Raw genomic sequence first — 25,443 nt, forward strand, 5'->3', positions numbered from 1 at the left:
TCAGCCCGTTTCCAGGCGGTCGCGTCCGCCGTCCTTGGCCCGGTAGAGGGCCGCGTCGGCGCGCTCGAGCAGCGACTCGGGCGTGTCGCCGGGCCGCCAGGCCACCACGCCGCCGCTGAAGGTCACCTGCAGGTCGTCGATGGCCGCCCAGCCGCGGTGGTCGCGGAAATGCGCGTGCATCCGCTCGCACACCAGCTGCGCCTCTTCCAGCAGCGTGCCCGGCAACAGCAGCGCGAACTCCTCGCCGCCCAGGCGCGCGAGCAGGTCGGACGCGCGGCATTGCGATGCGAGCAGCTCGGCCGCCTCGCGCAGGACGGCATCGCCCACGCCGTGCGACCAGGTGTCGTTGATCCGCTTGAAGTGGTCGATGTCCAGCAGCGCCAGGCACAGCGGGTGGCCGCCGCGGCGCGCCAGGGCGACGTCGCGCGCCAGCACCTCGTCGAAATGGCGGCGGTTGGGCAGCCCGGTGAGCGCGTCCTCGCGCGCCTGCCGGCCGTACGCCTCGGCCTGCTCGCGCAACCGCTCGAGCAGCTGCGCGCGCTCGCGGTCGATCGCCACCAGCCGCTCGGCGTGGGCCTGCAGGTCGGCGGTGCGCTCGCGCACCAGGCGTTCCAGCCGGCGCTGGCGGGCGTGGTACCGGCGCGTGCGCCAGCGGTAGAAGGCGAACAGCCCGAGCAGCGCGACCAGGGCCGCCGCGATCCGCACGTCCAGGCGCTGCCACCACAGCGGGCGCACGCCGAAGCTCCAGCGCGCCGGCGCCCCCCACGCACCGTCGGGATGGGCCGCGGCCACCTCCAGCGTGTATTCGCCCGGCGGCAGGCCGATGAACTCGACGTTGCGCTGGGTGCCGCGTTCCACCCACGCCGCGTCCAGCCCCAGCAGGCGCGTGCGGTAGCGGATGCGCTCGGGCAGCAGGTAGCTCAGGCCGGCGTAGGCGACGGTGATCCGCCCGCCGCCGGCCAGCGACCCGGTGGCCGCCCAGTCGATCGGCTGGCCGTCGCGATGGACCGACTCGATCACCGCCGGTGGCGGTGCCCGGTCGACATAGCGCTGCAGCCGCGCCGGATCCGCGGCGGCGACGCCGCCGGCCGTGGCCAGCCAGACCGTCCCGTCGCGGCGCAGGATCGCCGGCGGCGAGGAACTGCCGTTGCCCTGCGCGCTGGGCATGCCGTCGATCTCGTCGTGGCGGCGGACCTGGACCAGGCGCGGCATGCGGCCATCGGCCACCGCCTCCAGTTCCGCGACCGGCACCCGCACCACGCCGCGGTTGCTGCTGATCCAGGCATCGCCATGGCGGTCGGGCACGAGCTGGAACACCGCATCGACCGGCAGGCCCTGCTCCAGGCCCACCCGCGACACCGCACCCCCGCGGTGGCGGTAGAGGCCGCGGTCGGTCGAAATCCACACCGCGTCGCCGAGCGCGCGGAAGCCGAAGACCGACCGGGCCCCGCCCCCCGGTGAATCCAGGTCGATCCGTTCGACGCGGTCGCCGCGCAGGACGCTGGCGCCCTCGACCGAGCCGATCCACAGGTCGCCGCCGATGCTGGCCAGCGCGGTGACCAGGCCCTGCGGCAGGCCGGGCACCTCCGGCGCGTGCACCCCGGCGTCGTCGATGCGGACCACGCCGCGCCGGCTGCCGACCCACACCGCTCCGTCGCCGGCCGCCGCGATCGCGCGGACGTGCCCGCTGGGCAGCCCTTCGGCCGGCCCGTAGCGACGCTGCAGCACGCCATCGCGCAGCCGGTACACGCCATCGGCGAAGGTCCCCACCCACAGGTCGCCGTCCACGCCCTGGTCGATGCTGAGCACGGAGGGCGCCTCGTCGCCGCCGCCGGGCAGCGCCACCGGATGGAACCGCCCGTCTTCGCCCTGCCGGTCCAGGCCGCCGCCGTCGCCGGCCCAGAGCACGCCGTCGCGGTCCTCGAACACGGCGCGGACGTAGTCGCTGGCCAGGCCGTCGCGCCGGGTGTAACCGGTGAACAGCGTTTCGCGCAGGCGGAACAGGCCACCGTTGGCACCGATCCAGATGCTGCCCTCGGCGTCTTCCAGCAGGCTGGCGATGCGGCCGCGCGGCAGCACGTCGCCGGGGGCCAGCCATTCGGTGCCGCGGGGCCCGATCCGGGCCACGCCACGGTTCTCGGTGCCGACCCACAGCGCGCCATGCCGGTCGACGAGCATGGTGGTGATGTGGCCGGCCCCGGGCAGCGCGTGCGCCGCCACGACCCGCTCGCCCTCGACCCGGAACAGGCGGCCGTCCGCGGCCAGCCAGACCGTCCCGTCGGGGGCGCGATACGGCCAGACCAGGCCCGGCGGAAGCCCGGCCTCGCCGCCGAAGCGGCGCCAGCGGCCCTGCGGGTCGCGCATCAGCAGGCCTTCCATCGTGCCCACCCAGATCCGACCGGCCGCGTCGACGGCCATGTGCGGGAAGCTGGCGCGCAGCGGGATCCCCTCGGGCGGCGGGAGGTATTCGAAGCGGCCGTCCGGGTGCATGCAGCCCAGGCCGTGGCCCTCGAACAGCAGCCACAGCCGGCCCCGTGCATCCATCGCCATGTCGTGGACCAGCGCCTGCGGCCATTGCGGGGTGCGCCCGGCGAACGTCCACCGGCCACCGGGGTCCAGCCAGCCGAGGTTGCCGCGCGAGTCGCTCAGCCACAGGCGTCCGCGCGGATCGGTGTACAGCGCGCCGATGCCGTTGTCGCGCAGGCCGGGCTCGCTGCCGCGGTCGAACACGGTGAAGGCCACGCCGTTGTAGCGGACCACGCCTTCCCAGGTGGCCAGCCACAGGTAGCCTTCGCGGGTCTGCGCGATGTCGCGCAGCGAGTTGTGCGGCAGCCCGTTGCGGGTGGTCCACGCATCGATGGCGTAGTCGCGCAGCGGCGGCGCATGCACGCCCTGCCCGCCGGCCGGGACCGCGCCGGCCAGGCCGGCCAGGCCGGCCAGCGACAGCAGCAGCGCGCCTGCGATCCGCCGGCCCGCCCTCCTCCATGACCGCAGCGCCGTCCGCGACCGCGACTGCGCCTCCACGTTCGACATCACCCCGCCCCCTGTTGCGTGCCCGTCGCGCCGGCGCGGCCTCAGGCCCGCTGGCGCACCGCCTCGAACAGGCACACGCCCGCGGCCACCGAGACGTTCAGGCTCTCGATGTCGCCCGGCATCGGGATGCGCACCAGCCCGTCGCAGTGTTCGCGGGTGAGCCGGCGCAGGCCCTCGGCCTCGCCGCCCAGCACCAGCGCGACATTGCCCTTCAGGTCCAGCGAATACAGCGACGGCCCGGCCTCGCCGGCCAGGCCGTAGATCCACACGCCCAGCTTCTGCAGCTCGCGCAGGGTGCGCGACAGGTTGGTCACCGACACCACCGGCAGCCGGTCGGCCGCGCCGGCCGAGGTCTTGCGCACCGTGGCGTTCACCGGCGCCGACTTGTCCTTGGGGATCACCACCGCGGTGGCGCCGGCGGCGGCGGCGCTGCGCAGGCAGGCGCCGAGGTTGTGCGGGTCCTGCACGCCGTCCAGCACCAGCACCAGCGCCTTGCCTCCGGCGGCTTCGACCAGGCCGGCCAGCTCGTGCTCGTCCCAGGTCCGGGCCGCGGCGTAGCGCGCGGCCACGCCCTGGTGGCGGACGCTGCCGCCGATGCCGTCCAGCGCCTGGGTGGCGACCTTGCGCACCTCGATGCCGCGCCGGCGCGCCTGTTCCTCGATCTCGACCAGGCGCGGGTTGCGCGCGCCGGACTCCACCAGCACCTCGCGCACGTGCTCGGCGTCGTTCTCGACGGCCGAGGCCACCGCGTTGACGCCGACGATCCACTGGGTCTGCTTGCTGCTCATGCACGGTGCCGCGGAGGGGAAGCGGCCATTATCGCATCGGTCGCCGTGGACGTCGGGTGGCGCGCATGACGGCGTGCCACGCAGGGCCACGCGGCCGCGCGCCGCGCGTGCGGCGGAGCGCGGCGAACCGTACGGATGGCCGGCACGCGCGGCCCCGCATCGGCAGGACCCGAGGGGCCCGCCAGACCCGGGACACCGGTCGCGCGGCTGCCGCACTCCGGCGGCGAAGGAGATGTGCGGGCTACGCGCCAGGCCCAGGCCGCCGGCCAAGCTTCCATGACTGGCTGCAGGGGCGTCCTGGCGCGCAGGCGGAGCTTCCGGGCATCGGCGCCGGGGCTTCCTGACTCGCGGGCGGGGCTCCGGAGCATCGGCGTCGGGGCTTTTCGCCTCGCGGGCGGGGCTCCGGGGCATCGGCGTCGGGGCTTTTTGCCTCGCGGACGGGGCTCCGGGGCATCGGCGTCGGGACTTTTCGCCTCGCGGGCGGGGCTCGGGGGCATCGACGCCGGGGCTTTCTGCCGCGCGGGCGGGGCTGCGGGGCATCGGCGTCGGGGCTTTCTGCCTCGCGGGCGGGGCTCCGGGGCATCGGCGCCGGGGCTTTTCGCCTCGCGCGTGGGGCTCCGGGGCATCGGCGTCGGGGCTTTTCGCCTCGCGCTCGGGGCTCCGGAGCATCGGCGTCGGGGCTTTTCGCCTCGCGCGCAAGGCCTGGACGCTTGCGCGCAAGGCTCCCAGGCTTGCGCGCAGGGCTCCGGCGCTTGCGCACGGGGGCGGCGGCCTCGGGGGGGCGACCGGCGACCGGCGCCCGCCCGGTCAGGCGGGGGGCGGCGCGTCGGGGGTGTCGTGGTCCGGGTGCTGGAAGGAGACGATCCGCGCCAGGAACTCGGACGATTCGCTGTCCACGGTGGTCCGCGCCGGCAGCGCGGACAGGCCGTCGACGTAGGGCAGCCGGCCCTCGATGCCGTACTGGATCACCGGGACCAGGGTGGACGGGTCGTCGAACGCGCCGGCCGCGACCGACACGCCGTTGGGCGATTCGTAGGTCAGCGGCGTGCCGCACGCTTCGCAGAAGCCCCGACGGACCAGGTTGGAGGACTGGAAGTGGCGCGGCGCGCCGCGGATCCACTCCAGGTGCCCGTCCGGCACGGTGACCAGGGGCGCGTAGTAGGCGCCGAAGGCCTTCTGGCACATCCGGCAGTGGCAGATCGACACGTCATCGAGCGTGCCGGTGGCGCGGAAGCGCACCGCCCCGCACTGGCACCCTCCCGTATGCACCGCCGGTCCGCTGGCCATGGCGACTCAGTACTTCTGCTTGGTCCGCTTCGCCGGCTGCCCGCGCGGCGGCAGCGGCGGCAGGCCGGTGTCGCGCTCCTTGTCCTCGACCAGGCGGAAGTCGATCTTGCGCTCCTCCAGGCTGGCCTTGAGCACGATGATCCGGACCCGGTCGCCGAGCCGGAACTGCAGCCCGCGGCGTTCGCCCGACAGTGTCTTCCGCACCGGATCGAAGTGGTAGTAGTCGTGCGGCAGCTGGGTGACGTGGACCAGGCCGTTGACCTTGGACTGGTCCAGCTCGACGAACAGGCCGAAGCTGGTCACGCCGCTGATCACGCCGTCGAACTGGCCGCCGACGTGCTGCTCCATCCACGCGGCGCGGTAGCGCTCGTCGACCTCGCGCTCGGCCTCGTCGGCGCGGCGCTCGCGCTCGGAGCACTGCAGCGCCAGCGCGGCCATGTCGCGCGGCGAGTAGGTGAACGCCTCGGGCTTCTGCCTGGACAGCGCGTGCTTGATCGCGCGGTGCACCAGCAGGTCGGGGTAGCGGCGGATCGGCGAGGTGAAGTGCGCGTACGCCTCCAGCGCCAGGCCGAAGTGGCCGGCGTTGTCCGGCGAGTACACCGCCAGGCTCTGGCTGCGCAGCAGCACCGACTCCAGCAGCGCCGCGTCGGGCCGCTCGCGCACCTTCTTCAGCAGGCGGGTGTAGTCGCCCGGCTGGACCTTGGCCCACGCCGGCAGGCTCAGCTTGAACTCCTTGAGGAACTCGAGCAGGTCGGCGTACTTGCCCTCCGGCGGCTTCTCGTGGATCCGGTACGGCGCCGGCACGTGCGACTTCAGCAGGTAGCGCGCCGCCTCGACGTTGGCGGCGATCATGCATTCCTCGATCAGCTTGTGCGCGTCGTTGCGCACCAGCATCCCGGCCTGGGTGACCTCGCCGCGGTTGTCCAGGACGAAGCGGACCTCGGAGGTCTCGAATTCGATCGCGCCGCGCTTCTCGCGCGCCTTGGCCAGCACCTGGTAGAGCTGGTGCAGGCGCTCGACGTGCGGCAGCACCGGCGCGATCTCGGCGCGGGCGTCGGCGTCGTCCTCGCCCACCGCCTTCCACACCTGGGTGTAGGTCAGTCGCGCGTGCGAGTTCATCACCGCCTCGTAGAACTTCGAGCGCGTGACCTGGCCGTCGTGGTCGACCTGCATGTCGCAGACGAAGCACATCCGGTCGACCTTCGGGTTCAGCGAGCAGATGCCGTTGGACAGCGTCTCCGGCAGCATCGGCACGACGAAGCCGGGGAAGTACACCGAGGTGGCGCGCTTCTGCGCCTCGTCGTCCAGCGGCGTGCCGGGCCGCACGTAGTGCGACACGTCGGCGATGGCCACGACCAGGCGGAAGCCGGCCTTGTTGACCTCGCAGTAGACCGCGTCGTCGAAGTCCTTGGCGTCCTCGCCGTCGATGGTCACCAGCGGGGTGGCGCGCAGGTCGACGCGGTCGCCGACCATCGACGGCTCGACCGTCAGCGGTACCGCGGTCGCCTCGTCGAGCACCGCGGCCGGGAATTCGTGCGGCAGGTCGTGGCCGTGGATCGCGGCCTCGACCACCAGCGACGGGGTCAGGCTGTCGCCGAGCACGGCGATCACCTTGCCGATCGGCGGACGCCGCGCATCCGGCGCCTGGACCAGTTCGCAGACCACGAGCTGCCCTTCGCGCGCGCCGCCGGTGCCGTCCGGCGGCACCTGCACGTTGCGCTGGATGCGCTTGTCGTCGGGCACGACGAAGCTGATCCCGGCCTCGGTGCCGAAGCGGCCGATCAGGCGCGTGACCCCGCGCTCGAGCACGCGGGCGATGCTGCCCTCGCGCCGGCCGCTGCGGTCGATGCCGGTGACGTTGGCCAGCACGCGGTCGCCGTGCATGGCCTTGCGCATCTCGTAGGGCGGCAGGAACAGGTCGTCCCCGCCACCCGCATCCGGGCGCAGGAAGCCGAAGCCGTTGGGATTGGCGATCACCGTGCCGGAGATCAGGTTGGTGTGCTCGACCGGCGCGAAGCCGCCGCGGCGGTTCTGCACCAGCTGGCCGTCGCGGACCATCGCGCCCAGCCGCTTGCCCAGCGCGTCGAAGCGGTCCTCGGCGGTCAGGCCGAGGGCCTGCGCCAGTTCCTCGGCGGTGCGGGGACCGCCGGCCTCTTCCAGCGTGGCCAGGATCGCCTCGCGGCTGGCGATCGGATTGGCGTAGCGGTCGGCCTCGCGCGCGGCATGGGGATCATGGAATGCGCCGCGCGGCGCGGCGGCCGGGCGCGGAGCGCGCGCCGGCGGCCGGGATCCGCGACCGCCGGCGGGCGGCGGCGGCGGTTCCGGCATCCAGGGTGGCCGCTTCGGCGCCGCCTGGCGCTTGCCGCCGCTCTTCTCCGTCCGTGTCGTGCCCTGCCCCGCCTTGTCGCCGGAGCCCTTGCGGCCTGCGCCGCCCGCGGCCTTCCCGCCGCGATTGCCTGAGTTTTTCATGCGCGGATCGTACACCCCGGCCCGTTCACGGCCGCGTGCAGGCGAACGGGCGCAACGGGGCGTTGACAAGATTTCGGACACCCCCCAAAATGCGCGGCCTCACCTGCCCAGGTGGCGGAATTGGTAGACGCACTAGTTTCAGGTACTAGCGGGTAAAACCGTGGAGGTTCGAGTCCTCTCCTGGGCACCATGACGAAGGCCGCAAGGCCGACGAAGATCCCCGCTCCGGCGGGGTTTTTTGTTTTCCGGGCCTGGAAAACGCCGCCGCGGCGCGCGGGTCGGCGCGGGCCGCGCGGGTAGAATCGCAGTCCTCCGCACCATCAGGCTGCCTCCGCGCCCCATGACCGAAACCATCCGCCCGACCTTCCACGGCTTCGAACAGATCCCGCTGCGCGAATACGCAGAACGCGCCTACCTGGACTATTCGATGTACGTGGTCCTGGACCGCGCCCTGCCCTTCGTCGGCGACGGGCTCAAGCCGGTGCAGCGCCGCATCGTCTATTCGATGAGCGAGCTGGGGCTCAACGCCGCGTCCAAGCCGAAGAAGTCCGCGCGCACCGTCGGCGACGTGATCGGCAAGTACCACCCGCATGGCGACAGCGCCTGCTACGAGGCGCTGGTGCTGATGGCCCAGCCGTTCTCCTACCGCTATCCGCTGATCGAGGGCCAGGGCAACTTCGGCTCCACCGACGACCCGAAGTCGTTCGCGGCGATGCGCTACACCGAGTCCAAGCTGACCCCGATCGCCGAGGTCCTGCTGGGCGAACTGGGCCAGGGCACGGTCGATTGGGTGCCCAACTTCGACGGCACCCTGGAGGAGCCGAGCTGGATGCCGGCGCGGCTGCCGCACCTGCTGCTCAACGGCACCACCGGCATTGCCGTGGGCATGGCCACCGACGTCCCGCCGCACAACCTCAACGAGGTGGTCAGCGCCTGCGTGCGCCTGCTGGACGATCCGGACGCCACCGTCGCCGACCTGTGCGAGCACGTGCGCGGCCCCGACTACCCGACCACCGCCGAGATCATCACCGGTGCGGCCGACCTGCGCACGATGTACGAGACCGGCAACGGCAGCGTGCGCGCCCGCGCGACCTGGACCAGGGAAGCGACCGGCAACTTCGTGGTCACCGCCCTGCCCTACCAGGTCTCCCCGTCCAAGGTGATCGAGCAGATCGCCGCGCAGATGCGCGCCAAGAAGCTGCCGTGGCTGGAGGACATCCGCGACGAGTCCGACCACGCCAACCCGGTGCGGGTGGTGCTGGTACCGCGCTCCAACCGGGTCGACGCCGAGCAGCTGATGGGCCACCTGTTCGCCACCACCGACCTGGAGCGCAGCTACCGGGTCAACCTCAACGTCATCGGCCTGGACGGCAAGCCGCAGGTCAAGAACCTCAAGACCCTGCTCGACGAGTGGCTGGCCTTCCGCACCGACACGGTGGCGCGGCGCCTGAAGCACCGCCAGGAGAAGGTCGAGCGCCGCCTGCACCTGCTCGAGGGCCTGCTGGTCGCCTTCCTCAACCTGGACGAGGTGATCCGCATCATCCGCACCGAGGACGAGCCCAAGGCCGCGCTGATCGCGCGCTTCGGCCTGTCCGAGGACCAGGCCGAATACATCCTCGAAACCCGGCTGAGGCAGCTGGCGCGCCTGGAGGAGATGAAGATCCGCGGCGAGCAGGACGAGCTGGCGACGGAACTCGAGCGCATCGTCGCCATCCTCGGCAGCAGGACCAAGCTGAAGAAGCTGGTCAAGGACGAGCTGCTGGCCGACGCGAAGAAGTTCGGCGACGAACGCCGCTCGCCGCTGGTCCAGCGCGGCGCCGCCCAGGCGATCGACGAGACCGAACTGGTCCCGAGCGAGCCGATGACCGTGGTGCTGTCGGAGAAGGGCTGGATCCGCGCGGCCAAGGGCCACGACGTCGATGCCGCCGGCCTGTCCTACCGCGAAGGCGACGGCCTGCTGGGCGCGGTGCGAAGCCGCAGCACCCAGCAGGTGGCGTTCCTCGATTCGACCGGGCGCAGCTATTCGACCGCGGTCCACACCCTGCCGTCGGCGCGCGGCAACGGCGAGCCGCTGACCGGACGCTTCTCGCCGGCCGCAGGCGCGTCGTTCCAGGCGCTGGCCAGCGGCGACAACGATGCGCGCTTCGTCCTCGCCTCCTCGCACGGCTACGGCTTCGTCACCCGCTTCGAGAACCTCACCGGCCGCAACAAGGCCGGCAAGGCCATGCTCAACCTGACCCCGAACGCGCGCGTGCTGCAGCCGGCCGCGGTCGCCAATGTGGCGAGCGACCGGATCGTGGCGGTCACCAGCGCCGGCCACCTGCTCGCGATCCCGGCGAGCGAGCTGCCCGAGCTGGACAAGGGCAAGGGCAACAAGCTGATCGACATCCCCAAGGCCAAGCTCGGCACCGAGCGCGTCGTGGCCGTGGCCGCGCTCGCGCCGGGGCAGAAGCTGCAGGTGCTCAGCGGCCAGCGGACGATGACGCTGTCGTTCAAGGAACTGGACGAGTACCTGGGCGCGCGTGCCACGCGTGGCGGCCTGCTGCCGCGTGGCTGGCAGAAGGTCGACGGACTGGCGGTCGAATAACAGCACCATGCCCGGCGGGCGGCGCGATCGACGCGGCCGCACGCCTGCGTGCACGCGCGCGGCAGTTCCGGGCCGCGGCGGCGAACCGGTCGCCGCCGCGATCGCCTCGATCGAGCAGGCCTGGCCGGCAATGCCGCCGGCGGGCCGGGACCGGCACCGGGCAGCCCCCCTGCCCACTGGAGACGACATGGACGCGGAATTCTGGTTGCAGCGCTGGCACGAGGGCCAGATCGGATTCCATCGCGGCGAGGTGATGCCGCTGCTGGAGCAGTACTGGCCGACCCTGGACGTGGCGGCCGGCGGCCGGGTGTTCGTGCCGCTGGCCGGCAAGACCCTGGACATGCACTGGCTGGCCGCGCAGGGGCTGCAGGTGCTGGGCTGCGAACTGGCGCCACTGGCGGTGGACGCGTTCTTCGCCGAAGCCGGCATCGAGCCGGAGACCGGGCGCGATGCCGATGGCGTGCACCACCGTGCCGGCGCCATCGACCTGGTCCAGGGTGACGTCTTCGCCCTGACCGCCGGCACGCTGGCCACCATGGATGCGGTCTACGACCGCGCGGCGCTGATCGCGCTGCCGCCGGCGATGCGCCGGCGCTACGTGGACGAGGTGTATGGCCGCCTGCCGCAGGGCTGCCGCGGCTTGCTGATCACGCTGGAGTATCCGCAGGCGGAAAAAGCCGGGCCGCCGTTCCCGGTCCCGGAAGACGAGGTGCAGGCGCTGTTCTCGCCGCGGTGGGACATCGAGCGGCTGGTCCGTCGCGACATCCTCGCCGGGGAGCCGCGCTTCATCGCCGAAGGCGTCACCGCGCTGTCGACCGCGGTCTACCGGCTCACGCGGCGCTGAGCGGCTCCGGTCGCGGTCGCGACCGCCGTCGAGGAACGTGCCCCGCCCGCGCCGCGCGGCGCGTCCACGGACGGGCGCGCGGCATGCGGCGCCCGGTCAGCCGTGCGACGGAGCGCCGTCGCCACCGAGCTTGGACAGCTGGTAGTTCTCGAGCCCGATGCGCCTGATCAGGCCCAGCTGCTGCTCCAGCCACCAGGCATGGTCTTCCTCGGTGTCCTTGAGCTGGGCCAGCAGCATGTCGCGGCTGACGTAGTCCTGCTTCTGTTCGCACAGCTTCATCGCCGCGGCCAGGTTGGCGCGCACCTGGTACTCGACCTGCAGGTCCGCTTCGAGCATTTCGACCACGGTGCGTCCGGGCGTGAAGGCATGCGGCCGCATGTCCGGGTCGCCCTCCAGGAACAGGATCCGGCGCAGGATCGCGTCCGCGTGCTCGGTCTCCTCCTGCATCTCGTGGCTGATCCGCTCGTACAGCGCCTTCAGCCCCTGGTCCTCGTAGCGACGCGAATGCAGGAAATACTGGTCGCGCGCCGCCAGCTCGCCGCGCAGCAGCTCTTTCAGGCAGTCGATGACTTCGGGATGGCCTTTCATGGTCGGTGCTCCGGCGAACTGGCGGGCGCAGTGTGCCGCAACCGGCGTCATGGTGTTCCAATCGGAATCAGTCGCATCGGGGTGTCCCCACGGCCGGTCCGGCCGCGTTCCCTGGCCGTGGAATAATCCGCCGCAGCGGCCGACATCCGGCCGCCCACGCAAGGGGAACGCATGCTCCGCTGGATCCGACGCCTGCTGGCGCTGACGCTGCTGCTCGCCCTGTGCCTGCTCGGACTCGCCTGGTGGCTGATGCGGGGCAGCCTGCCGGCGCTCGAGGGCGAGGCCACCCCGGCGCTGGCCGGCCTGGCCGCGCCGGTGACGATCCAGCGCGACGCGCTGGGGGTGGTGACGATCGACGCGGGCAGCGAGGCCGATGCCGTGCGGGCCCTGGGATTCGTGCACGCCCAGGAGCGCTTTTTCGAGATGGACCTCATGCGCCGGAGTTCGGCCGGCGAGCTGGCCGCGCTGTTCGGGCCGGTCGCGGTCGAGGTCGACCGGGAGCGGCGCGTGCACCGCATCCGCGCGCGCGTGACCGCGCACCTCGACGCGTTCGCCGGCGATCGCATGCCGCAGCTGCAGGCCTATGCCGATGGGGTGAACGCGGGACTGGGCGCGCTGCGGGTGCGGCCATGGCCGTACCTGCTGCTGCGCCAGCAGCCCCGGCGCTGGGACGTGGTCGATTCCGCGCTGACCGGCTACGCGATGTACTTCGACCTGCAGGATGCGGGGAACGCACGCGAGCTCGACATGTGGCGCCTGCACCGGCACCTGCCGCCGGCGCTGTTCGCGCTGCTGGCGCACGACGGCAGCGAGTGGGACGCGCCGCTGTCCGGCGCGGCGCGCGGCAACGCCGTGCTGCCGGGCGCGGGCGAGGTCGACCTGCGCACGCTGCCCATGCCCGACTCGGCGCGGCCGCGGCGCCTGGCCGACAAGGGCACGCCCGGCAGCAACAACTGGGCGGTGGCCGGCGCGCTGACCGCCGACGGCCGCGCGATCGTCGCCGACGACATGCACCTGGGCCTGCGCGCCCCCAACATCTGGTTCCGGGTACGGCTGCGCTACCCGGACCCGCGCGCAGCGGGCGGCCGGGTCGACATCGCCGGCTTCAGCCTGCCAGGCCTGCCGGCGGTGATCGTCGGCAGCAACGGCCACGTGGCCTGGGGCTTCACCAACAGCTACATCGACACGGCCGACTGGTCGCTGCTGCCCGCGGGTGATCCGGCGTGGAAACAGGTCCGCGACGTGCGCGAACGGATCGAGGTCGCGGGTGCGGACCCGGTGGTGCTGGCGGTGGCGGAAAGCGCGTGGGGCCCGCTGGTCCACCGCCTGCCCGATGGCGGTGCGCTGGCGCTGCGCTGGGTCGCGCACCTGCCCGGTGCCGTCTCGATCGGCTTCGCCGACATGGCGCGCGCCGGCGATGTCGGCGCGGCCTTCGCGGTGGCGGACCGCTCGGGCATTCCGGCGCAGAACCTGGTCGTGGCCGACCGCAGCGGAACGATCGCCTGGCGCCTGATCGGCCAGCGTCCGGACCGCCGTGACTGCGCCCCGGCGGAAGCGGCGGCCGATGGCGTGCTGACCGGCCCGCCCGCGATGGACGCGCCGCAACCGGGGCATGTCGGCCCGGCCGGCGCATGCCCCTGGGACATACGCGCCGACGCGGCGCCGCAGCAGGTCGCCCCTGCGACGCACCGGCTCTGGACCGCGAACGCGCGCACGCTCGATGGCGAGGCGCTGGCCGTCGCCGGCGACGGCGGCTACGCGCTCGGAGCGCGTGCCGCGCAGATCCGCGACGCGCTGATGGCCCAGGATCGCTTCGGGGAAGCGGACCTGCTCGCCCTGCAGCTCGACGACCGCGCCCTGTTCCTGCAGCGCTGGTGGCGCCTGCTCCAGGATGAAGCGAAGGACGCGCCGGCCGGATCGGCACGGCGTGCGCTGGCCGATGCCGGCAGCACCTGGGACGGCCACGCCTCGGCCGGGTCGGTCGCGTACCGGGTCGTCCGCGCCTGGCGGCTGGCCGTGCACGCGCGCATCGCCGACGGACTCACCGCCCCGGCGCAGGCCGCGCTCGGCGACGACTTCCGGATGCCGGATCTTCCGCAGCTGGAAGGCGTGGCATGGCCACTGCTGGAGCAGCGCCCCGCACACCTGCTGCCGCGGCGCTACGACAGCTGGGCCGCGCTGCTGGAAGACGCAGCGCGCGAGGTACGCGACGAACTGGCGGAGAAGGGGCCGCTCGGCGAACGCACCTGGGGCGAACGCAACACCGCCAGGATCTGCCACCCGCTGGCCAACGCCGTCCCGGGCTTCCTCAAGCCCCGCCTGTGCATGCCGGCCGACCCGCTGCCGGGCGACGGGTCGATGCCGCGCGTGCAGGGGCCGGCGTTCGGCGCCTCCGAACGCATGGTCGTGTCCCCCGGCCACGAGGCCGACGGCATCGTGCACATGCCCGGCGGCCAGAGCGGGCATCCGCTGTCGCCGTTCTGGGGCGCCGGCCACGACGACTGGGTCGAGGGACGCGCCACGCCATTCCTGCCCGGCTCCGCCCGGCACACGCTGGTCCTGCGGCCTGCCGGCCCGCGGTGACGTGGGACCATCGGCCAGCGCACGAGCGCCCGCGCGTGGCGCACAATCGACCCAGCCCAACGGAGAACCGCCGCGATGCACGCACGCCACGCCGTCCTTCCCGCCGTCCTGGCCACGATCCTGCTGGCAGCCTGCGCCTCGGTGCAGCCCGACGCCGGCGCGCCCGGCCAGTTCGGCAGCGCCGCCGGTGCCTGCCGGGCCGAGCCGGTCGCCTGGGCCGTCGGCAAGCAGGCCGAACAGGACGTCATGCGCCGGGTCTGGCACGAAAGCGGCGCCGGCCTGATCCGCCCGATCGGTCCGGACACCGCGGTGACCCGCGACCACCGCCCGGACCGGGTCAACGTCGAGATCGACCGCAACAACACGATCACCCGCGTCACCTGCGGCTGACCGGGCGGCGCGGCGCGGCCACGCCGCGCCGGCTCCGACCGGCTACGGGGCCAGCGCCTGTTCGTGCACGCCGGCCACGGCGCGCCCGGACGGGTCGGCCATCTTCGCGAAGCTCGCGTCCCAGGCAATCGCCGCCGGCGACGAGCAGGCGATGGACTTGCCGCCCGGCACGGTCTCGGCCGCGGCCGGCGTCGGGTAGAAGCGTTCGAACACCGAACGGTAGAAGTACGCTTCCTTGGTCTGCGGCGGATTGACCGGGAAGCGCTTGTCGGCCGCGGCCAGCTCGCGGTCGCTGACCTGCGCCTCGGCGTGCGCCTTCAGCCCGTCGATCCAGCCGTAACCGACGCCGTCGCTGAACTGCTCCTTCTGCCGCCACAGGATCTGTTCGGGCAGGTAGCCGTCGAAGGCCTGGCGCAGCACCCCCTTCTCCATCCGCTGCGGCCCGGCCTCGCCCTTGCGCACCATCTTGTGGCTCGCATCCATGCGCATGGCCACGTCGAGGAACTCGCGGTCCAGGAACGGCACGCGCGGCTCCACGCCCCAGGCCATCATCGACTTGTTCGCGCGCAGGCAGTCGAAGTTGTTGAGCGCGTCGAGCTTGCGCACCAGTTCCTCGTGGAACTCGCGCGCGTTGGGCGCCTTGTGGAAATACAGGTAGCCGCCGAACACCTCGTCGCTGCCCTCGCCCGACAGCACCATCTTGACGCCCATCGCCTTGATCCGGCGCGCCAGCAGGAACATCGGCGTCGAGGCGCGGATGGTGGTGACGTCGTAGGTCTCGATGTGGCGGATCACCTCCGGCAGCGCGTCCAGGCCTTCCTCGAAGGTGTACTCGAAGCCGTGGTGCACGGTGCCCAGCGCCTCGGCGGCGATCTTGGCCGCGGCCAGGTCGGGCGAACCCTTCAGGCCGATGGCGAACGAATGCAGGCGCGGCCACCAGGCCTCGGTCCTGTCGCCGTCCTCGATGCGGTGGCGGGCATAGCGCGCCGCGACCGCGGCGACCAGCGAGGAGTCCAGTCCGCCGGACAGCAGCACGCCGTAGGGCACGTCGGTCATCAGCTGGCGGTGCACGGCCGCTTCGAACGCTTCGCGCAGCTCGGCCGGCGACACCTCGACGCCTTCGACCGCGGCGTAGTCGCGCCACGGACGCCCGTAGTACTTCGCCAGCGTGCCGGTCGCCGTGTCGTACCAGTGGCCGGGCGGGAACTGGGCGACGTCGGCGCAGTCCTCGACCAGCGACTTCATTTCCGAGGCCACGCGCAGGCGGCCTTCGCGGTCATGCCCCCAGTACAGTGGCACCACGCCGATCGGGTCCCGGGCGATGATCGCCCGGCCCCTGGCCTTGTCCCACAGGGCGAAGGCGAAGATGCCGTTGAGCCGGTTGAGGAACGAGGCGGGTTCGCCCTCGAGTCCCTCGCCTTCCAGGTACAGCGCATTGATCACTTCGCAGTCCGACGCGGTCTGGAAGGCGTACGCCTGCTTCAGCTCGCCCTTCAGCGGTACGTGGTTGTAGATCTCGCCGTTGACCGCCAGCGCCAGGCGACCGTCCTCCGACAGCAGCGGCTGGGAGCCGCCGGCCGGGTCGACGATGGCCAGGCGCTCATGGACCAGGATCGCGCCGTCGTCGACGTAGACCCCGCTCCAGTCCGGGCCACGGTGGCGTTGCCGTTGCGACAGGTCCAGGGACTGCCGGCGCAGCGCCTGCAGGTCGTCGCCCGGTTGCAGGCCGAAGATGCCGAAGATCGAACACATGGGAAAGCTCCTGGGTCTGGTGGGGTGTTACGGATTCGGACCTGCGGGGCGGCCATCGGCGGGAACGCCCGGGCACAAAAAAACCCGCATCGGCCGATGCGGGTTTCGTGGTGACCGGGCTGTCCTGCTCTATGCCTGGTCGCGATCCCGCATCGGCCGCGCACGGTTATTCGCCGCGTTGTTGCTGCGGTTGCGATTGACCGGGTTGGCGCGGAGGGCGGAACGCATGGGCCGACACTAACCCGCCCTTCCGCGGCCCCGCAACCGTTGCTTGGGCAACTGACAAACCGCTCACGCACGCCGGCCAATACTCGCGTCGCCCCGCGCGGCCCGCCGCGCACCCGACGTCACCGGGAGACCGCCTTGCCCGATACCACCCAACGCCTCACCCGCACCGCGCAGGTCGTGGCCCGCCTGGCCCGTCACCGGCGGGTGCTGACCGGCCTGGACTGGAGCCATGCGCCGCCCGCCGAGTCGACCATCGCCGACGGGTCGGGGATCGCCGAGGCGCAGGCCTTCGCCGCCGAACTGGAATCGCTGGGCCCGGCCTTCATCAAGCTCGGGCAGTCGCTGTCCACGCGCCCCGACCTGGTTCCGCCGGCCTACATCGACGCCCTGGACCGGATCCAGGACGAGGTGGCGCCGGTGGAGACGCCGGTGATCGAGAAGATCATCGAGGACGAACTCGGCGCCCGCATCAGCCGGTTGTTCGAATCGTTCGACCCGGTGCCGCTGGCGGCCGCATCGCTGGCGCAGGTGCATCGGGCCGTGCTGCGCGACGGACGCGAGGTGGCGGTCAAGGTGCAGCGCCCGGGCATGGATGCGGCGATCCGCCTGGACCTGGAAGTGCTCTCCGGACTGGCCGGCACCGCCGACGCGCTGACCGAAACCGGCCGGCGCATGCACTTCGCCGGCTGGATCGCCGAGTTCCGCAAGATCCTGCTGCTGGAGCTGGACTACCGGCGCGAGGCCGAGAACCTCGAACGCTTCCGCGAGCGCCTGGCCGACTACCCGCAGCTGTACGTGCCGGCGCCGGTGTGGGGCCTGTGCACGCAACGGGTCCTGACCATGGAACTGGTCCATGGCGCCAAGGTGACCACCGTGACCGGCCTGCGCCGCACCGAAACCGACCTGGCCACGCCGGCGGGCGAGCTCATGCGCGCCTACCTGGACCAGGTGTTCGTGCACGGCGACATCCATGCCGACCCGCACCCGGGCAACGTCCTGCTCTGCCGCGACGGGCGGCTGGCGCTGATCGACCTGGGCATGGTCGCGCAGGTCCCGCCGCGCATGCGCGAGCGGCTGCTGAAACTGCTGTTCGCCGCGGTCGACGCGCGCGGCGAAGACGTGGCCCGGGAACTGGTCGCGATCGGCACGCGGCTGGAGCAGTTCGACGATGCCGCGTTCAACCGCGACACCGGCCAGCTGGTGGCGCGCTACGCCACCGGCGGGCGCCGCACCTCGGAAGGACGCCTGCTGCTGGAGCTGGTCGGCTGCTCGGCCGAGCACGGGCTGCGCGTGCCGGCGGAAATCAGCCTGCTGGGCAAGACCCTGCTCAACCTGGAACGGGTCGCCAACGCGCTCGACCCGGACATGGACGTGCGCTCGCTGGTCGAGTCGCACCTGCAGTCGATCATGCGCGCGCAGCTGCGGCGTTCGTTCACCAGCGCCAACCTGGCCAGCGAGGCGCTGGAGGTGCAGGCGCTGCTGCGCGACGCGCCGCGCAAGATCTCCGACACCCTGTCGCTGCTGGCCGAGAACCGGCTGCAGGTGCGACTGGACGGGCTGGAGAACTCGCGCCTGATGGAGAACATGCAGAAGATCGCCAACCGGATCGCCGCCTCGGTGGTCACCGCCGCGCTGCTGCTGTCGTCGGCGATGCTGATGCGCATCGAGACGCCGACCCGGCTGTTCGGCTATCCGGTGCTGGCGGTGATCCTGTTCCTGATCGCCACCGTGCTCGGCCTGGCGATCGCCGTCAGCGCGCTGCTGCGCGACCGCAAGGCCCGGCCGAACGAGCAGCACGGACCGCATTGAGCCGGCGCTGCGGCGCGGGCCACGTCGCCGCCTGGCGCGCGGGGGGAGCGCTCCGGCCCGGACGGCGCACCGATGCCGCGCGACATGGCGCAGCCACGGCAGGCCAACCCGGCCACGACCGGCCTGTCCGGCGTCAGTCGAGCAGCAGGCGCTCGATCAGCCGCAGGTACAGCGCCGGCAGGGCCTCCAGGTCGGCGACCGCCACGTGCTCGTCGACCTGGTGGATGCTGGCATTGACCGGACCGACCTCGATGCACTGCGCACCGAGCGGTGCGATGAAGCGCGCGTCGGACGTGCCGCCGCCGGTGCTTTCCTCGGGCGGCGCGCCGGCGAAGCCGGCCAGCACCTCGCGCGCGACCGCGCGCAGCCGGCCCTCGGGCGTGTAGAAGGGTTCGCCGCTGCGGTGCCAGCGCAGCTCGTAGTCCAGGCCATGGCGGTCGAGCAGCGCGGAGACTTCGGACTCAAGCCGCGGCGCGTCCCAGTGCGGGTTGTAGCGCAGGTTGAACAGCACCTGCAGCTCGCCGGGAATGACGTTGTTGGCGCCGGTCCCGGCATGGATGTTGGAAACCTGCAGCGAGGTCGGTGGAAAGCTTTCGTAACCGTCGTCCCAGACGCGCGCAGCCAGTTCGGCCAGCGCCGGCGCGGCCTGGTGGATCGGGTTGCGGGCCTTGTGCGGATAGGCCACGTGGCCCTGGACGCCCCTGACTTGCAGCGTGCCGGACAGGCTGCCGCGGCGACCGACGCGCAGCAGGTCACCCAGCCGGGCGGTGGACGAGGGCTCGCCGGTGATGCACCAGTCGATGCGCTGGCCGCGCGCGCGGAACGTATCGGCGACCTTGCGCACGCCCTCGATCGCATCGCCTTCCTCGTCCGAGGTCAGCAGCACGGCGAGCGTGCCGGGGTGATCCGGATGCGCGGTGGCGAAGCGCTCTGCGGCGATCGCGAAGGCGGCGACGCTGCCCTTCATGTCCGCCGCCCCGCGGCCGTAGAGCACGCCGTCGCGGACCTCCGGCACGAACGGATCGCTGGCCCATGCTTCGCGCGGACCCGGCGGCACCACGTCGGTATGTCCGAGCAGGACCAGCACCGGCGCGCCGCGGCCGTGCGTGGCCCACAGGTTGTCGACGTCGCCGTAGCGCAGCGACTCGCAGGTGAAGCCGGCACGCTGGAGGCGCAGGGCGAGCGTCGCCTGGCAGCCGGCGTCGTCCGGGGTCACCGAAGCGCGCGCGATGAGGTCGCGGGTCAGGTCGAGCACGTCGCTCATGGTCGTCCGTCGTCTCGTGTGCGGAAGGTGGTTGCGCCGCGGAAGCGACGCTGCGGCGGCGTGGATCAGCCGACGCCGAACAGCTTCTTGAAGCCGTTGTCCGAGAACCCCTGGCCGAAGCCGCCGTCGTCCTTCACCACCAGCGGGCGCCGGACCAGCTGCGGATGCTCGCGCAGCAGCAGCTTCCACTCCGCCTCGCTGCCCGGCGACTTGCGGCTGTCGGGCAGCTGCCGCCAGGTGGTCGAGGACTTGTTGACCAGCGCGTCGAATCCGCCGGCCTTGCCGGCCCATTCGACCAGCGTCTCGGGCGAAGGCTTGCTGTCGCGGTAATCGACGAAGGTGTACGCCACGCCGAAGCGGTCCAGCCACTTCGTCGCCTTCTTGCAGGTGTCGCAGTTCCTGAGTCCGTAGATCGTCGTCGTCATGTCCGTGCTTCCAGGCCGATGGCTGCCATCCATGGCGCGATGCCGCCAGCTCCGGCGGCCGGCCCGGTCCTCCATGGCCGGGCGTTCACCGCCCTGGCGACGGTCGACAGGACCGTCGCCAGGCGAGGGGGCTTACCCGCGCAGCAGTTCGTTGATGCTGGTCTTGGCGCGGGTCTTGGCGTCGACCTGCTTGACGATCACCGCGCAATACAGCGAGTGGCTGCCGTCGGCGGCCGGCAGCGACCCGGACACCACCACGCTGCCCGGCGGCACGTAGCCGTAGGAAACCTCGCCGGTGGCGCGGTTGTAGATGCGGGTCGACTGGCCGATGAACACGCCCATCCCGATCACGCTGTGGTGGCCGACGACCACGCCTTCCACCACTTCCGAGCGCGCGCCGATGAAGCAGTGGTCTTCCACGATCGTCGGGCTGGCCTGCAGCGGTTCGAGCACGCCGCCGATGCCGGCGCCGCCGGAAATGTGGCAGTGCTTGCCGACCTGCGCGCAGGAGCCGACCGTGGCCCAGGTGTCGACCATGGTGCCCTCGCCCACGTGCGCGCCGATGTTGATGAAGCTCGGCATCAGCACCACGTCCTTGCCGAAGTACGCGCCGCGGCGGGCGACGGTGCCCGGCACCACGCGCACGCCGAGCTTGCGGAACTCGGCCTCGCCATAGCCGTCGAAGCGGGTCGGCACCTTGTCCCAGAACGGGCCGGGCGCGCCTTCCATCACCACCATGTCGTTGACCCGGAAGTACAGCAGCACGGCCTTCTTCAGCCATTCGTTGACCTGCCAGCCACCCTGGCCGTCCGGCTCGGCGACGCGGAACTCGCCCGATTCCAGGCCCCCGATCACGCGCTCGACCAGCGGCCGGGTGGAGCCGTCGATCTCGTCCAGGGTCAGCGCCGCGCGGCGCGCGAACGCGCTCTCGATCGAGAACTTCAGCTCCTCCAGTCCCGGCCCGGCGGGCGCGGCGGGGCGCTTGCGCACGGTCTTGCGGGCGGCGGTCTTCTTCGGCGTGGTGGCCATCAGCGGGGGGCTCCGGGGTTGGGGCTGTCGGGGTCGAGCCGCTCGCTCAGCGCCGCGCGCAGGCAGGCCTGCGCGGTCGCGTCCAGCGGCTGGTCGTGTTCGTCGGTGATCTGGAACAGGTCCTCGGCGCGCTCGCCGAAGGTGGCGATGCGGGCGTCGTGCACGCGCAGCCTGCAGCCGCGCAGTGCCTGGGCCACGTCGGCCAGCAGGCCGGGGCGGTCGGGGCAGACCAGGCCGAGCAGGCTGCGCCGGCCGTCGGCGGTGGCGCTGAAGTCGACCTGCGCCGGGAAGCGGAAATGGCGCAGCTGGCGCGGCGCCGCCCGACGCGGGGCGCGCACGTTCTCCAGGGTGCCGGCCAGGGCCTGGCGCAGCGCGTTCTCGAGCTGGGCCGGGTCGCCGCTGGCGAAGGTATCGGCCGGCAGCACCTCGAAGGTGTCGAACACGGTGCCGTGCGGCCCCATCAGGATGCGCGCCTGGTGCACCGCGTAGCCGTGCCGGTCGAGGGTGGCGACGATCGCGGCGAACAGGCCGTCGCGGTCGGGCGAGTGGACGAAGACCTCCAGCGCGCCGCCCTGGCCGCCGCCCTGCCCGCCGACCGGCCGGACCGCCACCTGGGTCTCGCCCATCCGCACCTCGACCAGCGCCGCGGCCTGCCAGGCCAGCTGCTCGGGACGGAAGCGCAGGAAACTCTCGTCCGGCATCTCCGCGAACTGCCGCTCGATGGTGGCATCGTCATGGCCCAGCGCGCGCATGCACTCGCGGGTCGCGTCGCGCCCCTCGGCCACCCGCGCCTCGGCGTCGACCGGCGTTTCCAGGCCCTCGCGCAGCACCCGGCGCGTGGCCAGGTAGAGGTCGGCCAGCAGCCGGTCCTTCCACGCATTCCACAGCTTGGGGCTGGTGCCGGCGATGTCCGCGCAGGTCAGCAGGTAGAGGTAGTCCAGGCGCTCGCGGTCGCCGACCAGGGTCGCGAACGCGCGGACCACGTCGGGATCCGAGATGTCCTGCTTCTGCGCGGTCACCGACATGCGCAGGTGCTGTTCCACCAGCCACACCACCAGGCCGGTGTCGGCCTCGCTGAGGCCGTGCGCGGCGCAGAACTCGCGCGCGTCGACCGCACCCAGTTCGGAATGGTCGCCGCCGCGGCCCTTGGCGATGTCATGGAACAGGCCGGCGAGCAGCAGCAGTTCCGGCTTGCGCAGGCGCGGCCAGACCTCGTGCGCGATCGAGAAGCGCTCGTCGGCGACGCCGCTGGCGAAACCGGCCAGGTTGCGCAGCACCATCAGCGTGTGCTGGTCGACGGTGTAGACGTGGAACAGGTCGAACTGCATGCGCCCGGAGACCAGCGCGAACGCGGGCAGGTACTGGCCGAGCACGCCCAGGCGGGCCATCCGGGTCAGCGTCTCCACCGGCCGCGGGCCGCGCAGCAGGGCGAGGAAGCGCGCGCGCGCGGCCGGCCCGGCATCGGTGTACGCCGGCAGCCGGCGCAGCGATTCGGCCAGCGCGCGCGCGGTCTGCGAGTGCAGGCCGCGCACCTCGGGGTGCGCCGCCCAGGTCGAGAACAGCGCCAGCACTTCGCGCAGGTCGCTTTCGGGCCAGTAGGTGGCCGCGGCGGCGAGGTAGCCGCGGCGCAGGACGAAATCGGGATTGAGCGGCTCGGGCGCCGCCTCGCCGTCGAAGGTTTCCTCGAAGCGCTGCAGCAGCCGGTCGCTGATCCGGCGCACGATCGCCGCGCTGCGGTAGAAGCCCTGCATCATCTTCTCGACGCCGAGGCTGTGCTCGTCGTCGTCGTAGCCCAGGCGCTGCGCCAGCGCCTTCTGGTAGTCGAAGCGCAGGCGCTCCTCGGGCCGGCCGGCGACCAGGTGCAGGCCGAAGCGCAGGCGGCCGAGCGAACGCCGTTCGCGCGCCAGCGCCGCCGCTTCGTCGGGCCCCAGGTGGCCCAGCCCGACCACCGCCTCCAGGTCGCGCACGCCGAACGCACGCTGCGACATCCAGCCCAGCGTGTGCAGGTCGCGCAACCCGCCCGGCCCGTCCTTGATGTTCGGTTCGAGGTTGTCGGAGGTGTCGCCGTGGCGGCGATGCCGCGCCTGCAGCTCCTCGCGCTTGGCCAGGAAGAACTCGCGCGGCGGCCAGATCCGGCGCGGCGAGATCGCCTCGGCCAGCGACGCCATCGCCGCGTCGCCGGCCACGACCGGGCGCGCTTCCAGCAGCGCGGTCATCACCGTCTGGTCGGCCGCCGCCGCCGTGCATTCGGCGGCCGAGCGCACCGCATGCCCGACCGGCAGGCCGGTGTCCCACAGCAGGGCGAAGAAGCGCGACAGCGCGGCCTGGTGCGCCTGTTGCGCGTCGGGCTCGCCCAGCACCAGCAGGTCGATGTCGGAACGCGGGAACAGTTCGCCGCGGCCGTAGCCGCCCACCGCGATCAGGGCGAGCGCGGCGTCGTCGGCCATGCAGTGGTGCCACGCGCGCCGCAGCAGGTCATCCACCAGCCGCGCGCGCAGCGCCAGCAGGCGGTCGATGTCGACGTCGCGGCCGTAACGCTTGAGCAGGCGCGCGTCGCCGTGGGCCAGCAGTTCGCGGGCGCGCACTGCCCAGCCGACGTCGTCCGCGGGTGCCGGTCCATCGTCGACGCCCGTGGCGTGCGGTCCGGCGCCCATGCCTGGACTCACGCGTGGGGTGGCTGGCCGGGGGCCAGCAGGGGGACGTCGCCGGCACCCAGGGTCAGCACGTCGACGCCGTCCTCGGTCACCGCGACCATGTGTTCCCACTGCGCCGAGAGCTTGCGGTCCTTGGTCACCACGGTCCAGCCGTCGGGCAGCACCTTGGTGTAGCGCGTGCCCTCGTTGATCATCGGCTCGATGGTGAAGGTCATGCCCGGCTTGAGCACCAGGCCTTCGCCCGGGCGGCCGTAATGCAGGACCTGCGGCTCGTCGTGATAGACCTTGCCGATGCCGTGGCCGCAGTACTCGCGCACCACCGCGAAGCGCTCGCCCTCGGCGTAGCTCTGGATCGCGTGGCCGACGTCGCCCAGCGTCGCGCCGGGCTTCACCGCGCGGATGCCGCGCCACATCGCCTCGAACGTGGTCTCCACCAGGCGCCGGGCCATGATCGAGGGCGTGCCGACGTAATACATGCGGCTGGTGTCGCCGTGCCAGCCATCCTTGATGACGGTCACGTCGATGTTGAGGATGTCGCCGTCCTTGAGGACCTTGCCCGGGCTCGGGATACCGTGGCAGATCACGTTGTTGACGGACGTGCACAGCGTCTTCGGGTAGCCGCGGTAGCCGACATTGGCGGGGATCGCGCCCTGGACCCGGACGATGTGGTCGTGGCAGATCCGGTCCAGTTCCTCCGTGGTCACGCCGGGGCGGACATGGGCGCCGATCATTTCCAGCACCTCGGCGGCCAGGCGGCCGGCGACGCGCATCTTCTCGATTTCTTCCGGGGTCTTCAGGTGCAGGCTCATGCCCGGATTATCGCCGATCCGCCCGCTTCCTGAACGCGCCGCATCGGCGCCCCCGCTCACGCCGGGAATTTGACCGTGATCAAGGCCCCGCCCGGCGGGCGGGCCGAAACTGTGACGCAGAACCTGAATGAACGGCGCCAGCCGATTGACGCACTGGGTCACTTTTTGCTGAATAGGCCCACCTTGGGACGTTAAATACGTCACAATATGCGTATTCAGCTTGCGCGTCGTCGGCCACCGGCCCTGAACGGCCGGGCGTCAGGGAGTTGGCACGATTGGTGCTTCAACCTCCGCAGCAGGTCAACCGTCACATTTCAGCCAAGTCCCGGAGTCCACGATGAACATGTTCAAGAGCACCCTGATCGCCGCCGCCCTCGTCGCGACCGGCTTCGCCGGGACCGCCAGCGCGGCCACCGCCAACACCAACTTCCAGGTCCGCATCAACATCACCGAGTCGTGCGCCTTCAGCACCACCGGCGCGTCGGATGTCGACTTCGGCGACAAGGCCCGTTCCTCGGCCGGCAACGCCGACACCACCGGCACCCTGGTGGTCAACTGCACCCAGGGCACCCCGTTCAACATCGGCCTGAACGCCGGCACCTACGTCGGCGCCACGGTCAGCACCCGCCGCATGAGCAACGGCTCCAACAGCATTCCGTACAACCTGTACCGCGACAGCAACCGCTCGCAGAACTGGGGCAACACCATCTCCAACGACACCCAGGCGGGCACCGGCACCGGCGCCAACCAGAACATCACCGTGTACGGCCGCGTGGCCGGCGGCGCCGCGGTGAACGTGCCGGCCGGCGTGTATACCGATACCATCCAGGCGACGATCACCTACTGATCGACTTGGCGAGGTCGGGATGCTCCCGATGACATGGCGGGGGCGGTCGCGCGGCAC

At 72.2% G+C, this 25,443-nt stretch carries 17 protein-coding genes and 1 tRNA gene; 7 read left to right on the forward strand and 11 right to left on the reverse strand.

Going from position 1 to position 25,443, the window contains the following annotated elements:
- The 4 genes from ACA089_RS07255 to rnr form a co-directional block, all read right to left on the reverse strand.
- A complete protein-coding gene (locus tag ACA089_RS07255; RefSeq protein ID WP_372015084.1) occupies window positions 1-3,033 on the reverse strand; it encodes a diguanylate cyclase in 3,033 nt (1,010 codons plus the stop codon).
- Between the two features lie 41 nt (window positions 3,034-3,074).
- The gene (gene rlmB, locus ACA089_RS07260) at window positions 3,075-3,821 is read right to left on the reverse strand and encodes a 23S rRNA (guanosine(2251)-2'-O)-methyltransferase RlmB (protein ID WP_372015086.1); all 747 of its coding nucleotides are present in this window, start codon (window positions 3,819-3,821) and stop codon (window positions 3,075-3,077) included.
- Window positions 3,822-4,628: 807 nt separating this feature from the next.
- Window positions 4,629-5,108 carry a GFA family protein gene (locus tag ACA089_RS07265; protein ID WP_372015088.1) on the reverse strand — a complete coding sequence of 160 codons (480 nt, stop codon included), beginning with the start codon at window positions 5,106-5,108 and terminating at the stop codon, window positions 4,629-4,631.
- Window positions 5,109-5,114: 6 nt separating this feature from the next.
- Complete coding sequence (gene rnr / locus ACA089_RS07270; protein ID WP_372015089.1) at window positions 5,115-7,577, reverse strand: ribonuclease R; 2,463 nt, start codon at window positions 7,575-7,577, stop codon at window positions 5,115-5,117.
- Between the two features lie 105 nt (window positions 7,578-7,682).
- On the opposite strand from rnr, the gene ACA089_RS07275 reads away from it, so the two are divergent.
- The 3 genes from ACA089_RS07275 (at window position 7,683) to ACA089_RS07285 (ending at window position 11,008) form a co-directional block, all read left to right on the forward strand.
- A tRNA-Leu gene (locus ACA089_RS07275) sits at window positions 7,683-7,767 on the forward strand.
- Between the two features lie 150 nt (window positions 7,768-7,917).
- The gene (gene parC, locus ACA089_RS07280) at window positions 7,918-10,164 is read left to right on the forward strand and encodes a DNA topoisomerase IV subunit A (RefSeq protein ID WP_372015092.1); all 2,247 of its coding nucleotides are present in this window, start codon (window positions 7,918-7,920) and stop codon (window positions 10,162-10,164) included.
- 187 nt (window positions 10,165-10,351) lie between these two features.
- Entirely contained in the window at window positions 10,352-11,008 is a 657-nt protein-coding gene (locus tag ACA089_RS07285; RefSeq protein WP_372015094.1) for a thiopurine S-methyltransferase, read from the forward strand.
- A gap of 96 nt (window positions 11,009-11,104) precedes the next feature.
- On the opposite strand, the gene bfr is transcribed toward ACA089_RS07285, so the two are convergent.
- Window positions 11,105-11,596: a bacterioferritin gene (gene bfr / locus ACA089_RS07290; protein ID WP_372015097.1), complete on the reverse strand. Its 492-nt coding sequence runs from the start codon at window positions 11,594-11,596 to the stop codon at window positions 11,105-11,107.
- 171 nt (window positions 11,597-11,767) lie between these two features.
- Here bfr and ACA089_RS07295 point away from each other — a divergent pair, with 171 nt between their 5' ends.
- Together ACA089_RS07295 and ACA089_RS07300 are read left to right on the forward strand one after the other, a co-directional pair.
- Window positions 11,768-14,179: a penicillin acylase family protein gene (locus tag ACA089_RS07295; RefSeq protein ID WP_372015100.1), complete on the forward strand. Its 2,412-nt coding sequence runs from the start codon at window positions 11,768-11,770 to the stop codon at window positions 14,177-14,179.
- 75 nt (window positions 14,180-14,254) lie between these two features.
- A complete protein-coding gene (locus ACA089_RS07300) occupies window positions 14,255-14,569 on the forward strand; it encodes an I78 family peptidase inhibitor (RefSeq protein ID WP_372015103.1) in 315 nt (104 codons plus the stop codon).
- A gap of 42 nt (window positions 14,570-14,611) precedes the next feature.
- Here ACA089_RS07300 and asnB read toward each other — a convergent pair whose 3' ends face one another.
- Window positions 14,612-16,321: an asparagine synthase B gene (gene asnB / locus ACA089_RS07305; protein ID WP_372015105.1), complete on the reverse strand. Its 1,710-nt coding sequence runs from the start codon at window positions 16,319-16,321 to the stop codon at window positions 14,612-14,614.
- A gap of 363 nt (window positions 16,322-16,684) precedes the next feature.
- Between asnB and ACA089_RS07310 the strand changes: the two genes are divergently transcribed.
- Window positions 16,685-18,358: an ABC1 kinase family protein gene (locus ACA089_RS07310; protein ID WP_372015108.1), complete on the forward strand. Its 1,674-nt coding sequence runs from the start codon at window positions 16,685-16,687 to the stop codon at window positions 18,356-18,358.
- A 133-nt stretch (window positions 18,359-18,491) separates the two neighbouring features.
- Here the strand turns inward: ACA089_RS07310 and dapE are convergent, their stop codons facing one another.
- The 5 genes from dapE to map all read right to left on the reverse strand — a co-directional run bounded on the left by dapE (window position 18,492) and on the right by map (window position 24,539).
- Entirely contained in the window at window positions 18,492-19,622 is a 1,131-nt protein-coding gene (gene dapE, locus ACA089_RS07315; protein WP_372015111.1) for a succinyl-diaminopimelate desuccinylase, read from the reverse strand.
- 65 nt (window positions 19,623-19,687) lie between these two features.
- Window positions 19,688-20,047 (reverse strand): Spx/MgsR family RNA polymerase-binding regulatory protein, encoded by a 360-nt coding sequence (locus ACA089_RS07320; protein ID WP_372015114.1) that lies wholly within the window; start codon window positions 20,045-20,047, stop codon window positions 19,688-19,690.
- 132 nt (window positions 20,048-20,179) lie between these two features.
- Window positions 20,180-21,076: a 2,3,4,5-tetrahydropyridine-2,6-dicarboxylate N-succinyltransferase gene (dapD, locus tag ACA089_RS07325; protein ID WP_372015116.1), complete on the reverse strand. Its 897-nt coding sequence runs from the start codon at window positions 21,074-21,076 to the stop codon at window positions 20,180-20,182.
- A complete protein-coding gene (gene glnD / locus ACA089_RS07330; protein ID WP_372015118.1) occupies window positions 21,076-23,730 on the reverse strand; it encodes a [protein-PII] uridylyltransferase in 2,655 nt (884 codons plus the stop codon). The genes dapD and glnD overlap by 1 nt, the downstream gene beginning before the upstream one ends.
- A gap of 8 nt (window positions 23,731-23,738) precedes the next feature.
- Window positions 23,739-24,539 carry a type I methionyl aminopeptidase gene (gene map / locus ACA089_RS07335; RefSeq protein WP_372015121.1) on the reverse strand — a complete coding sequence of 267 codons (801 nt, stop codon included), beginning with the start codon at window positions 24,537-24,539 and terminating at the stop codon, window positions 23,739-23,741.
- 337 nt (window positions 24,540-24,876) lie between these two features.
- On the opposite strand from map, the gene ACA089_RS07340 reads away from it, so the two are divergent.
- A complete protein-coding gene (locus ACA089_RS07340) occupies window positions 24,877-25,386 on the forward strand; it encodes a Csu type fimbrial protein (RefSeq protein WP_372015123.1) in 510 nt (169 codons plus the stop codon).
- The last annotated feature ends 57 nt before the right edge of the window (window positions 25,387-25,443 follow it).

This window comes from Pseudoxanthomonas fibrivorans (assembly GCF_041464125.1).
In the GTDB taxonomy this organism is placed as follows: domain Bacteria; phylum Pseudomonadota; class Gammaproteobacteria; order Xanthomonadales; family Xanthomonadaceae; genus Pseudoxanthomonas.

Excerpts from the sequence above, each read along its gene's own strand:
- ACA089_RS07255 (WP_372015084.1), bottom strand. The coding sequence starts at position 3,033 with ATGTCGAACGTGGAGGCGCAGTCGCGGTCGCGGACGGCGCTGCGGTCA.
- rlmB (WP_372015086.1), bottom strand. The coding sequence starts at position 3,821 with ATGAGCAGCAAGCAGACCCAGTGGATCGTCGGCGTCAACGCGGTGGCC.
- ACA089_RS07265 (WP_372015088.1), bottom strand. The coding sequence starts at position 5,108 with ATGGCCAGCGGACCGGCGGTGCATACGGGAGGGTGCCAGTGCGGGGCG.
- rnr (WP_372015089.1), bottom strand. The coding sequence starts at position 7,577 with ATGAAAAACTCAGGCAATCGCGGCGGGAAGGCCGCGGGCGGCGCAGGC.
- parC (WP_372015092.1), top strand. The coding sequence starts at position 7,918 with ATGACCGAAACCATCCGCCCGACCTTCCACGGCTTCGAACAGATCCCG.
- ACA089_RS07285 (WP_372015094.1), top strand. The coding sequence starts at position 10,352 with ATGGACGCGGAATTCTGGTTGCAGCGCTGGCACGAGGGCCAGATCGGA.
- bfr (WP_372015097.1), bottom strand. The coding sequence starts at position 11,596 with ATGAAAGGCCATCCCGAAGTCATCGACTGCCTGAAAGAGCTGCTGCGC.
- ACA089_RS07295 (WP_372015100.1), top strand. The coding sequence starts at position 11,768 with ATGCTCCGCTGGATCCGACGCCTGCTGGCGCTGACGCTGCTGCTCGCC.
- ACA089_RS07300 (WP_372015103.1), top strand. The coding sequence starts at position 14,255 with ATGCACGCACGCCACGCCGTCCTTCCCGCCGTCCTGGCCACGATCCTG.
- asnB (WP_372015105.1), bottom strand. The coding sequence starts at position 16,321 with ATGTGTTCGATCTTCGGCATCTTCGGCCTGCAACCGGGCGACGACCTG.
- dapE (WP_372015111.1), bottom strand. The coding sequence starts at position 19,622 with ATGAGCGACGTGCTCGACCTGACCCGCGACCTCATCGCGCGCGCTTCG.
- ACA089_RS07320 (WP_372015114.1), bottom strand. The coding sequence starts at position 20,047 with ATGACGACGACGATCTACGGACTCAGGAACTGCGACACCTGCAAGAAG.
- dapD (WP_372015116.1), bottom strand. The coding sequence starts at position 21,076 with ATGGCCACCACGCCGAAGAAGACCGCCGCCCGCAAGACCGTGCGCAAG.
- glnD (WP_372015118.1), bottom strand. The coding sequence starts at position 23,730 with ATGGGCGCCGGACCGCACGCCACGGGCGTCGACGATGGACCGGCACCC.
- map (WP_372015121.1), bottom strand. The coding sequence starts at position 24,539 with ATGAGCCTGCACCTGAAGACCCCGGAAGAAATCGAGAAGATGCGCGTC.
- ACA089_RS07340 (WP_372015123.1), top strand. The coding sequence starts at position 24,877 with ATGAACATGTTCAAGAGCACCCTGATCGCCGCCGCCCTCGTCGCGACC.